The following is an 11,514-nucleotide window of genomic DNA, read 5'->3' on the forward strand; positions in this document are numbered from 1 at the left end:
TGGCAGATTAATAGGTGAAATATCTTTTAACCTCATCTTTGATACGAAAAAAGTATCAGTGAATCTACATTTTCTCTTGGAGGTATTTGCGATAGAGAGCAGGCGTAATTTCCTCGAACTTTTTGAATATTTTGATAAAATATCCCGATTCATTAAATCCCAGCTCATCACTGATCTGTGAGACAGGCATGTCGGTGACCTCCAGCAATTGCTTGGCCCACTTTATCTTGAGTTTTGCCAGATAGGTGGTGAAGTTCTCGCCCGTTTCCTTGGCAAACAGTCTGCTGAAATAACTCGGACTCAGGTGGCATAGATCGGCCATTTGTTTGAGTGAAACCTGCTCACTCTTGTGACTGTGAATGTATTCAAAAGCAGGCTGAAGCACCGGGCTGGAGCTTTCCGTATCACTTGGGCTGTTCTTCAGATAAGCATCCGCTATCGCATTGGTCATCTCTTTTTTGATCGACTCGATATTACGAATGGAGTAACCCGGCAGAATGGTGGAGAGGTTTAGAGTCTCCTGATTGCCTGAAGCTTTTTCGAACATTTCAACTAACAGATTTTTGTTTAGCGCTTCTTCCACAATGTAGTTGCAGAGCAGGGATAACATGTTAGAGATTTTCACAATCTCTTCATAGGTCATCACAGGTAGCTGGGCGTAATCATCCTTTAATTCCTCCAGCTTGGCTGCATGCATGGGTACGTTTTTGGACGTGACAATTTGCTCCAAGTCGCTACCCTTTTCAGGATCGGCGAGTTTTACTTGTCCTGCCATGACGGCGCCGATATATTTGCCATCAATCGTGATCGGAATCGCGATATCTATAATATTGAAATGGCATAAATACACATAAGGTTCATTCAATCGGACCGCTTCCAGACCACCGCGTGAATCACATTTTTGACAGTAGGGGAGAAGCTCCGGGTCTTTACGGACATTCTGGCAGAAAGCCTGACAGCTACTGTGACTGGTTACGGGAATGCCTTTATAATCAACGGTGAGGATCGCCAGTTTGGTTACTGTTGCGAGAGAATCTTGTAGACGCTTCCATTTATTAAGGTCCAGAATTTTATTGATATGCAGATATTCTTTGATCATTGGTGCAACCTCCATAGGCTAACCAGATTCATAATTTAGGCCGTTAAAAGTTAGCAAGTTGTACATATTAAGATGTAATGATGACGGGTAATGTATAATGGGAGGTCAAAATTCAACCATCTCATGACAATAAGATACCATGATTGTGCCAAAAAGCAAAAAAATACGATTGTAAATTATAATAATTTGTTATCAAAGTCCACTGCAAACCTGTTGCTCATGCGTTATATTAAGGTCAATTGTAAGAAATTAAAATTTGATGTAATCACTACACTATTTCATATCCTTAGGAGGCATATAATATTATGAGAAAAGCATTTATCAGCCCAACTAAATATGTACAAGGCGAAGACGAGTTGTTGAACCTGGGGTACTTTGTTAAATCCTTCGGAGAATCTGCTTTGCTGATTGCACATCCCGATGATGTACAGCGTGTCAAAGCTAAGCTGGATGCAACAGCCGAGAAATTTAATATTACGTTTGTTGAAAGCGGTTTTAAAGGGGAATGTTCCCGTGAGGAAGTTGCTCGTCTGCAAGCGATCGCGAAGGAAAAAGGATGTGACTCTACCATCGGTCTTGGTGGTGGTAAAGCCATTGATGCGGCTAAATGTGTAGCTGAAGGCGAAGCACTGATCATCTGCCCAACGATTGCGGCAACAGACGCACCGACAAGTCACTCCGCTGTATTGTACACACCGGATGGTTCTTTTGATGACTATGCTTACTTCAAACAAAGCCCAAGTGTGGTACTCGTTGATACAACGGTAATTGCTAATGCACCAACCCGTTTCCTCGTATCCGGTATGGGAGATGCGCTCTCTACATACTTCGAAGCAAGAGCAACAGCGAAATCTTATTCCCGTGTAAACGCAAGTCTGCCAATGGGTTCCCGCGAAGGATATACACCTTCTGCTGTGGGTACCAATGCGGCGCTTGCACTGGCAAAATTGTGTTATGAAATGCTGCTGACTGATGGTGCAAAAGCAAAAGTAGCGAGTGACAGCAACGTTGTGACACAAGCGCTGGAAAATATCGTTGAGACCAACATTCTGTTATCTGGTCTTGGATTCGAAAGTGGCGGACTGGCCGCAGCACATGCAATTCACAACGGTTTGACTGTTCTGGAAGGCACACATCATTTCTTCCATGGTGAAAAAGTATCCTTCGGTACAATCGCACAGCTCGTCCTTGAAAATGCACCAACTGAAGAGCTGCATGAAGTCATGGACTTCTGTCTCGAAGTGGGACTGCCGATCAGCTTGGCGGATATCGGTGTAGATACGATTAGTCAGGAAGAACTGTTGAAAGTGGCAGAGATCGCTTGTATTCCGGAAGAATCCATTCACGCCATGCCGTTCCCAATCACCGTTCCTGAAGTAGCTGCTGCCATTGCAGCGGCTGACCGCATGGGCCGTGAGTACAAATCAGCTCGCCGGGAGGTAAAATAATGAAGAAAATTATTAACCAGGCCGAACATGTTGTTATGGAAATGTGCAACGGGATTGCGCTTGCACACCCGGAGCTTGAATTTCTGAAAAAATATAAAGTCATCAAACGCAGAGAGATTCAGGCCGATAAAGTCAGCCTGATCAGTGGCGGAGGCAGCGGACATGAACCGGCTCACGCTGGTTATGTGGGTAAAGGCATGCTGGATGCAGCGGTGTGTGGAGATGTATTCGCATCTCCTTCCCAAATCCAGGTGTATCAAGCGATCAAGGCAACAGCCAGCAACAAGGGTACACTCTTGATCATCAAGAACTACAGCGGCGACATGATGAATTTCAAGAATGCAGCACATCTGGCTGAAGAAGATGGCATCAACGTACAGTATGTACGTGTTGAGGATGACATCGCTGTACAAGACAGTTTGTATACCGTTGGGCGTCGCGGCGTTGCCGGAACTGTACTGGTTCACAAGATCGCCGGAGCAGCAGCCGAAGAAGGCCGCAGTCTGGCTGATGTGAAATCCGTTGCTGAGAAAGCAGCTCAGAACGTGCGCAGTATTGGTTTTGGATTCACATCCTGTACGGTGCCCGCCAAAGGCACGCCTACATTCGAAATTGCTGAAGATGAGATGGAATTCGGCGTAGGGATTCATGGTGAGCCAGGGATTCGCCGGGAGAAATTGGTATCGGCTGATGAATTGGCAGGACGTATGGTCGAAGCATTGCTCGCAGACATGAAGCTGGATAAGGATGCATCCGCTGAGATTGCGGTGCTCGTGAATGGTTTTGGTGCAACACCACTGCAAGAACTGTATCTGCTCAACAATTCCGTTCAGCGTGAGCTTGCTGGACATGCAGGTCTGAAGGTCGCTACTACGTTTGTAGGCAACTACATGACAAGTATCGATATGGCGGGTGCGTCGGTTACGATCCTGAAACTGGATGATGAACTAAAAACGCTGTTGTTCAAGGAAAGTGATACACCTGCATTTAAAGTATCCGGCCCTCCAGCAGCACAAGTGGCGTATTCCGAAGCGCTGGAAGCTGTTGTGGGTGAAGATACTCCCGTATCTTACGAAGTGGAGACGGATGCATCAGCTGCGGTCATCAAAGGCAATCAATTTTCACTGAACAATGTCGTCTATCTGATCGATAAAATGGGCGAGATCATCATCAAGAATGAAGTACCATTCTGTGAACTGGATTCCCATGCCGGTGATGGCGATTTCGGTATGAGTGTGGCAAAAGGCTTCCGCCAGTTGAAACGCGAATGGAATCACATCATTAACGAAGATAAAAAAGACATCGGATCATTCCTCGATGCATGTTCCTTGGTCATCATGGAATATTGTGGCGGCGCATCCGGCCCAATCTGGGGTTCGGCATTCCGTGCGGCTGGCAAAGCAGTAGGGGATAAACAGCAATTAAACGTTGCTGAATTTGCTGAGATGATTCATGCAGCCGTACAAGGGATTCAGTCTACAGGAGAACGTTCCTTCGGACGTGGCGCCGTTGTAGGTGATAAAACCTTGATCGATGCACTCGTTCCGTGTGCCGATTCCTGGACACAAAGCGCGGAGTCTGGCGATGACTTCAAAACAGCATTTGCCAAAGGTGCAGCAGCAGCCGTTGAAGGTGCGAAGAAAACGGAAGACATCGTGGCACGTATGGGACGTGCAGGTGCCGTCGGCGATCGTAGTCTGGGCTACCCGGATGCTGGTGCGTATGCGCTGGGTGTTATTTTCACAGAATTATCTGAGTCGATGAAATAAGATTGGTCACGGGTTTGCCCAGCGTCATTCATCAGACAGGTATAGAGATTGAGTCAGCAAATGTTAAGCTACTATGCAGCAAGTGACACAGGTAATGGCGCCGGACGTCCGGCGCCGTTATGTGTGCCTTTTTTAGGCCATACTAAGTCAATTTTTACATGTTATCATTTACATCTAATTTGAATAGCTCTTTGGACGTATCTACAATGCACTATTATTCATTCATTTATCTAGTATTTTATATTTATTAAGGGGACCTTTATGAGAACAGTCACATCATTCTTAAAAAAACCGCAGGGGTTGTTGGTTTTATCACTCATTTTGGTCATTTTCGGCAGCTTGTTTGCTGGAATGTTCAACTCTTCCTTTTATTCCGTTAAGGTCAAAGAGATCAAATTCCAAGCCGATCATGGCACGCTATCGGGTCTGCTCTACATGCCTAAAGGGGCAGGTGCGGATGATAAACGTCCGGTCATTATTACAACACATGGATATCTGAATACGAAAGAAATGCAGGATGCACCTGCTATTGAGATGTCCCGACGCGGCTATATTGTGCTTGCACTGGACATGTATGACCACGGGGATTCCCGCTGGAGTGCAGATATTCCGGTAAAGGATCTGTTCGGAACGTTCTGGATATACTCGCAGTTTGATGCAGCCAAATATATTTATGAGCAGGACTTCACCAAGAAAGATGAGAAAGGCAATGCCTACGTGGCAGTCAGCGGTCACTCCATGGGTGGGTTCTCAACGCTGTTGTCAATGTACATGGACGAGATGAGTTCCCTTCAAACAGGATACCGTATGATCTACACAGGCATCTCAGCAGGTGCGGATTACTCTTACGCTGCGGCGGTTGCGCCACAGGATCAGCTTCAGGCTGCATTTGGCAGTCGGACGGTGGGCATGGTCGCGGGGAAATATGACGAGTTTTTCTTCAACAAATCGGATGAAGAGAAAACAGCCGCAGAGAAAGAAGTACAAGGTACGGTGACTCGCAAGGATTTTGCAGCAACGGCTTCGGGTAAAGCCTTCCTTGGCCTTGCACCTGATGCGCCAAGAGGCACGACCGATACATTTACCAAAGTACCATCCGGCGATCTGACCGTAGACGGAAAAGTGGTACGTCCTTCCCAAACGGGTGAGCATATTTTGTTTACGCCTAATCAGACTCACCCATGGAACCATTTCTCGCGTACAACAACCGAGCATCTGATCGACTTTTATGCCCATGCCTTCAATGGTGTAACGTCGCCGAACCAGACAAATGTGAATCTGGATTCTGGCAATCAGATCTGGTGGGCTAAGGAAGCCTTTAATTTTGTCGCTCTGATTGGGTTCTTCCTGATGATCGTTCCGCTGATTACGTTGCTGCTCAGACTTCCGTTCTTGCGTAACGCGGCAACAGGTGAGATTGCAACCGTGTCCGCAGCGGTCAATGGAAAACAAAAAATAATCTATTGGCTCGCTATCGCATTCAGCACCCTGATTCCAGCGATTCTATTCCCAACCTTAATGGATAAAGAGGCGAATGGATTGAATGTGCTTCGCATCATCGCTCTTATTGTACTCGCCGTGAGTGTGCTTGGGGCCATTATTGGGTTCGTGATGGCTGGAAGCAAGAAGAACGATTATACATCAAGCCGCCGGATGAAAAATATTGCGGTAGGCAGCGTAATTCTGGCTATCGTATCTCTGGTGATGTGGATCATCTTCAACTATGCAGATAAGATTGTGGTTACAAGTTCTTACTTCAATGAACCGACTACGAACCAGATTGTCTACTGGGCGCTGGTGTCGGCGTTAATTATGATTCTGGTGACCTTTGCATTCCACTATTTTTCCAAAAAGGATGCAGGAACCCGCTTCAGCGATTATGGGATCAGCCTGAACCCTGTTGCGATAATTGCCAGCTTGGTAACCGCAGTACTCGCAGTAGTCATTGGGTACGCATTGTTATTCGTAGTACAGGCGATTTTCGGAACAGATTTCCGGATCTGGACGTTTGCGGTCCGTACGTTCGAGAGTGAACACTTCATTACCGCCTTACGGTATACACCGTTCTTCCTGATATATTACTTTGTCAGCGCGGTTGCTCTCAATGCTAATACACGTGGCAAACGTGGGGGCATGTTCCTGGCCATGGTCCTGAATGTTGGCGGGTTGGTGCTGTGGTTGCTGGTGCAATACGGCAAAGACTTTATGACAGGTGTGGCGTTGTATCCAGGTCAGGCATTGAATGGCATTCTGCTCTTTGCACTGGTGCCTTGTCTCATCATCGCTGCTGTGTATGCACGCAAATTGTTTGAAAAAACGAATAACGTATGGCTCGCCGCATTTGTGAACACATTATTGTTCACCATGGTTACGGTGGCGAATACCGCCCTGTTCTGGAATTTGGTTTAATGTAAAAAAAAGACATGGAATGCACCTAGGATTACACTTGACCACTCTGATTGCAGACCATACTTGATTTGACACTCAGGAACTACACAGACAGAAAACCTTTCGATCTCTCTTATCCCCGGATTTTAATGATTTTTCCCCTGAAGCTAGAAATCTGGTGATAAAGGAGCACGCTTCGCTTCTTCAGGTCCTTTCTGTCTGCTTCGCCCTTGTGTCTATAATAAGTAATATGTCTGCAATCTCCGTTCCGGTGTAATCATAGCTCAAACCATATCCAACGTTACATTAAACGTGGATATAAGTAAGGGGACCGCTCTGTAGCTTGGCTTACAGAGCGGTCTTTTTGATATGGAGGAGCGATCTTGTGTGCCTTAAATTGGATTCGCAGTTCCAGATAGTGTAATCTGGAGGTTAGGTGCAGATCGGTAAAAACCCATTTGAACGAGAAGGGATCGGGATAATTCAATGACGAAAAAAATCTATTATGACTCTGCTTACACCAGAGAGTGGCATACAACGATTACAGGTAGAGTGGACAAGGAAGACGGCGTATATGTCACGCTGGCGGAGACTGCTTTTTACCCGCATGGGGGCGGACAACCTTGTGATCTGGGGCAAATTGGCGGAATCGCTGTTCTGGATGTGAACAGCGAAGATGGTGAAGTATGGCATAAGCTGGAACGCGTCCCTGAAGAGACTGAAGTACATTGTGAGATTGACTGGGAGCGAAGATTCGATCATATGCAGCAGCATACGGGTCAGCATTTGTTATCGGCAATCACTCTGAAGCTGACTGAAGCGATGACGCTCAGCTTCCATCTTGGAACGGAGTATGACACGATTGATGTGGCTGCGGCTGAACTGGGAGCGAATCAATTGACTGCCATTGAACAAGAAGTGAATCGGCAGATCTATCGTAACGCTCGGATCAACACGTCTTGGGTTACAGCAGAAGAGGCTGCACAGTTACCACTGGTGAAGCAACCTACGGTAACGGAAGACATTCGCATCGTTGAGATCGAGGGTGTGGAGTATAACGCCTGCGGAGGAACGCATGTGTCGGCGACAGGTGAGATCGGGATCATCAAACTGTTGAAAACCGAAAAAGTGAAGGGCGGCACCCGCATTTATTTCAAATGTGGAACAAGAGCCCTGAATGAATTCACAGCTACACAAAACGTGCTCAACAGCATCATGGTTAAATTAAAGACCAGCAAGGACGAATTATTGGAGCGCATTGAGAAAATGGAGCTGGAGCAAAAACAGCTGCAAACCGAGCTGAATGCAGTGAAAACAACGAATGATGCTTACTATGCGGATGAACTTCTGGCCGCTCGGCAAGGGCTAGTGATTGCTCAGGTCTTTGAAGACAAATCGCTCAAGGATATGCAGAGCCTGGCCACCAAGCTGACGGCAGACCATGAGGGGCTTGTACTCTTTGCCAGTATCTCAGAGGCCAAAGTGGTTCTGGCACAGAACGGACAGCCGCCTGAATGGGCTTGTGGACCTTTCTTCAAAGGTAATCTTGGAGCCTATCAAGGCAAAGGTGGCGGCAGTGAAAAGATAGCTCAGGCAGGCTTTGCCAGCAGTGAAGATGCGCTTGCCTTTTATGAATTCACCAAGGACCAATTGGGACATCACTGATTCGCATTTTCCTTTAGAGACACGCAGGCATTTAAATATGGAGTAAGGGACAAGCACGTCACATTGTGGCGTGTTTTCCATTGCCAATAGTTGAAGGAGGTTGGAATATGACAGAACGAATTCCGTGTATACGGGAAGGGTGTGCAAATACCATTTTACCAGCAACAGCGTTGAAAACGGGTGGTTATTGCATGCCTTGCAAGCAGGAGATGGAACGCGAGGAGCGTCAGAGATACATTGAAGCGAATCGACGTGACGTGAACTTGTATGCAGGTATCACAGACCCAGTCGAAATTTTGAAAATCATGCACAAACCTCAGGTTCGCGATCCACTAATTCGTTATACTCCCTATGAACAATCCGAGGAACAGGTATATCTATCTTTGTCTGTAGAGCAACAAGATCAGATGAAGGATTACGCGATGCAACGGATTTGTACAGGTGATGAAGATACGGGCAAAGACATTCTGGTATATCTGGTCTGCTACCATGATATATCGTTGACTGCCGAAATTCCTGAGCTGCTGGAACAGGAGATATATTATCCTGCCATTTTGTATAAAAGTGCCTCGGGTGAGGCTCGTGATCATCTCTTGCAGCAGGTGGATACCGATGATGAGAATCGGAACCACATATTGCTCATGCTGGCCCATATCGGAGATGATGTTGTCGTGCGGCAGTTCCGGCAGTGGAGACAATCTCCTCCATCTTGGGCGAACGAATTATACGTGGCACCTGAGCATTACACCACTGAAGCTGGTTGGGAGCTTACAAAAGACGGGCAGCGCAGGGAATTATTCATCACCCCAAGTTATTCACTCTATAAAGTAAAAGAGAATGAAGGACCTAACGTGGAGTTAACCGGAAGTTCACTATCGATGCTGAACCCTAGCACCAATTGCTGTCCATGGTGTGGCAATGCGTTAACCACCTTAATTAGTCTGGATGTTAAGCATCCAGCATTGAATGACGTTTCTTGGCATGCTCAGCAACTTCAGATACAGACTTGCGTGATATGCAGCAGTTACGGTGTGGTTTACATGGAGCTGGACGTAGCAGGAGAACCGTTATGGAGTTCACATAATGTCGTGCCTGCGGGAATGGACGAGATTGACCTGGACGACTATGGTAAACTTGCACCGGATGTTGGCCAGCAGTTTCGGATTGCAAATGCATCGCGTCATGCATTCCATGCCAGTGAGTGGGCGATGGAGCCATCGTTATCTCAGGTCGGCGGCCATCCGGGATGGGTTCAAGATGCGGAGTACCCAACATGTCCACGCTGTTCCACGAGAATGAAGGCTGTCGCACAACTGGACTGGGGCGAGGTTGAGAAATATGGTGAGGGTATGTATTACATGTTCATATGTGAGCCGTGTCAGATGACCGCCGTATCGTACCAGCAATCTTGATGGTGGAAGCTAGTACAAAACATTATAAGCAATTATAAGCAGTCATCTTATTATAAGATTACACCGCTGTTAAGGTTGGAATGACAGTAGTAGACAGACTATAACAAAGTGGCATCCCGAAGTTCTTGGAACTTCATGGGATGCCCCTTTGCCCTGCGCAGGATGGATGTGAGATATTTTTGCTACAGCCAGTCGTTTATGCTATTTATTTAGCCGCCAGAGTAAGAATGGGTTGTTTTTTCTACGTGCAGAGGCCGCTTGTCGTACTCACACAGTCTAGCTATGATGAACGTAACCGCAAAAAATAGCCCTCCATATTGCTGCACATCGTAGGTTAAAATGGACAGTAAGAAGACCACCATTTCAGAGCTACACAGCAAAGGAGAGCTATCCCTATGAAGTCTACCACAAAATTCATTGGTTTAGATGTATCCAAAGAAAAAATTTCTGTCGCTATTGCTGACGAGGGTAAAGACAAGCCGCGGTATTACGGTACCATTGCTCATGCGCCTGCTGCCTTACGCAAACTCATCAAAGAGTTGGGTCCGGCAAGCTCCCTCTCGTTTTGTTATGAGGCCGGTCCTACAGGATACGAAACCTACCGCTGGATCGAATCCATGGGGGCCCATTGTGTCGTCATTGCCCCTTCGCTCATCCCCAAACGCTCCGGCGATCACGTGAAAACCGATCGACGGGATGCCGAGCAACTGGCACGTCTGTTCCGTGCAGGCGAGCTTACGCCGATTTACGTTCCAGCACGTGAAGATGAGGCGCTTCGTGAATTGGTTCGGGCACGCGAATCGGCAAAAGAAGATGCTCACCGGGCTCGTCAACGCGTGCTCAAATTTTTATTGGGTCACCAGATCCATCCGCCTGAACAAATCAAACGTCGCTGGACGAAAAAATATCGCGTATGGCTTGGACAACTGACCTTCCCGAATGCGCCTATGCAGATTGCGTTTACAGAGTACCTTCATGCCATGGACGAGATCGAGCAACGCATCGGTCGACTGGAAAAAGCCTTGATTGAAGAGGCAGCGACCAGTTCCAAAGCCGATTTGATTCAGATTTTACAGTCTCTGCGTGGCATTGGATTTCTCACGGCCGTCACGCTTGCTGCGGAGATCGGTTCCTTTGCCCGTTTCCGTTCCCCTGCTCAGCTCATGGCTTACTTGGGCCTGGTTCCGCGTGAGCATTCGTCTGGAGTCCGTACCCAACGAGGCTCGCTCACCAAAGCGGGAAATGGACGATTGCGTCGCACCTTGATTGAATCGGCATGGAGTTACCGCCATCGGCCTGCGATTAAAGGGGACTTGGCCCGCCGTTTGGAAGGTCTGCCTGCGGACATACAGCTCATTTCATGGAAAGCCCAGGAACGGCTGCACCGAAAATTCCGCCGTTTAGTTTATGGATTAAACAAACACAAAAATGTCGCGGTCACCGCGGTGGCCAGGGAGCTGACCGGGTTCATTTGGGCGATCGCCCGAACGTTGGAGCTACCGAACGCTCAGTAATCTGTTATTCATCTTGAAGAGACGGATGGTTTAAAAGGAAAAAGGGGAAAACTCCGGAGCCTTAGGCCCGGGAGTTCATGGAAGGTTCAGGAGAGAATGTACGAGGTTCGTTTGCACTAGGCTTTTAATGGGCTGAACGTGCGTGGCTAGCTTGTAAAAGCTCTCCTTGACGAAGGCATACCATGTGGTAACCAACCCACGGATAGCAGCGTGCCAACC

At 47.4% G+C, this 11,514-nt stretch carries 7 protein-coding genes; 6 read left to right on the forward strand and 1 reads right to left on the reverse strand.

Annotation, left to right across the window (positions count from 1 at the left end; translation table 11 throughout):
• Positions 1-64: 64 nt before the first annotated feature.
• Positions 65-1,099, reverse strand: coding sequence for a PocR ligand-binding domain-containing protein (locus C170_RS02975; protein WP_036606178.1), 1,035 nt, complete (start codon positions 1,097-1,099; stop codon positions 65-67).
• Positions 1,100-1,404: 305 nt separating this feature from the next.
• Here C170_RS02975 and C170_RS02980 point away from each other — a divergent pair, with 305 nt between their 5' ends.
• From C170_RS02980 to C170_RS03005, 6 genes are all read left to right on the forward strand, one after another.
• Positions 1,405-2,547, forward strand: coding sequence for a glycerol dehydrogenase (locus tag C170_RS02980; protein WP_036606179.1), 1,143 nt, complete (start codon positions 1,405-1,407; stop codon positions 2,545-2,547).
• Entirely contained in the window at positions 2,547-4,316 is a 1,770-nt protein-coding gene (gene dhaK / locus C170_RS30340; protein ID WP_036606180.1) for a dihydroxyacetone kinase subunit DhaK, read from the forward strand. The genes C170_RS02980 and dhaK overlap by 1 nt, the downstream gene beginning before the upstream one ends.
• Positions 4,317-4,577: 261 nt before the next feature.
• Positions 4,578-6,725, forward strand: a complete 2,148-nt coding sequence (locus tag C170_RS02990) for an alpha/beta hydrolase family protein (RefSeq protein WP_036606181.1) — start codon at positions 4,578-4,580, stop codon at positions 6,723-6,725.
• 465 nt (positions 6,726-7,190) lie between these two features.
• Positions 7,191-8,369: an alanyl-tRNA editing protein gene (locus tag C170_RS02995; protein ID WP_036606182.1), complete on the forward strand. Its 1,179-nt coding sequence runs from the start codon at positions 7,191-7,193 to the stop codon at positions 8,367-8,369.
• Positions 8,370-8,476: 107 nt separating this feature from the next.
• Positions 8,477-9,781 (forward strand): hypothetical protein, encoded by a 1,305-nt coding sequence (locus C170_RS03000; RefSeq protein WP_036606183.1) that lies wholly within the window; start codon positions 8,477-8,479, stop codon positions 9,779-9,781.
• Between the two features lie 395 nt (positions 9,782-10,176).
• Positions 10,177-11,295 (forward strand): IS110 family transposase, encoded by a 1,119-nt coding sequence (locus C170_RS03005; RefSeq protein WP_036606184.1) that lies wholly within the window; start codon positions 10,177-10,179, stop codon positions 11,293-11,295.
• Positions 11,296-11,514 lie beyond the last annotated feature (219 nt).

The sequence above is a fragment of the Paenibacillus sp. FSL H7-689 genome (assembly GCF_000517905.1).
Classification (GTDB): Bacteria; Bacillota; Bacilli; order Paenibacillales; family Paenibacillaceae; genus Paenibacillus; species Paenibacillus amylolyticus.

Bases quoted from the DNA above. Each gene is read 5' to 3' on its own strand.
- C170_RS02980 (WP_036606179.1), top strand. From the start codon at position 1,405: ATGAGAAAAGCATTTATCAGCCCAACTAAATATGTACAAGGCGAAGAC.
- C170_RS02995 (WP_036606182.1), top strand. From the start codon at position 7,191: ATGACGAAAAAAATCTATTATGACTCTGCTTACACCAGAGAGTGGCAT.
- dhaK (WP_036606180.1), top strand. From the start codon at position 2,547: ATGAAGAAAATTATTAACCAGGCCGAACATGTTGTTATGGAAATGTGC.
- C170_RS02975 (WP_036606178.1), bottom strand. From the start codon at position 1,099: ATGATCAAAGAATATCTGCATATCAATAAAATTCTGGACCTTAATAAA.
- C170_RS03000 (WP_036606183.1), top strand. From the start codon at position 8,477: ATGACAGAACGAATTCCGTGTATACGGGAAGGGTGTGCAAATACCATT.
- C170_RS02990 (WP_036606181.1), top strand. From the start codon at position 4,578: ATGAGAACAGTCACATCATTCTTAAAAAAACCGCAGGGGTTGTTGGTT.
- C170_RS03005 (WP_036606184.1), top strand. From the start codon at position 10,177: ATGAAGTCTACCACAAAATTCATTGGTTTAGATGTATCCAAAGAAAAA.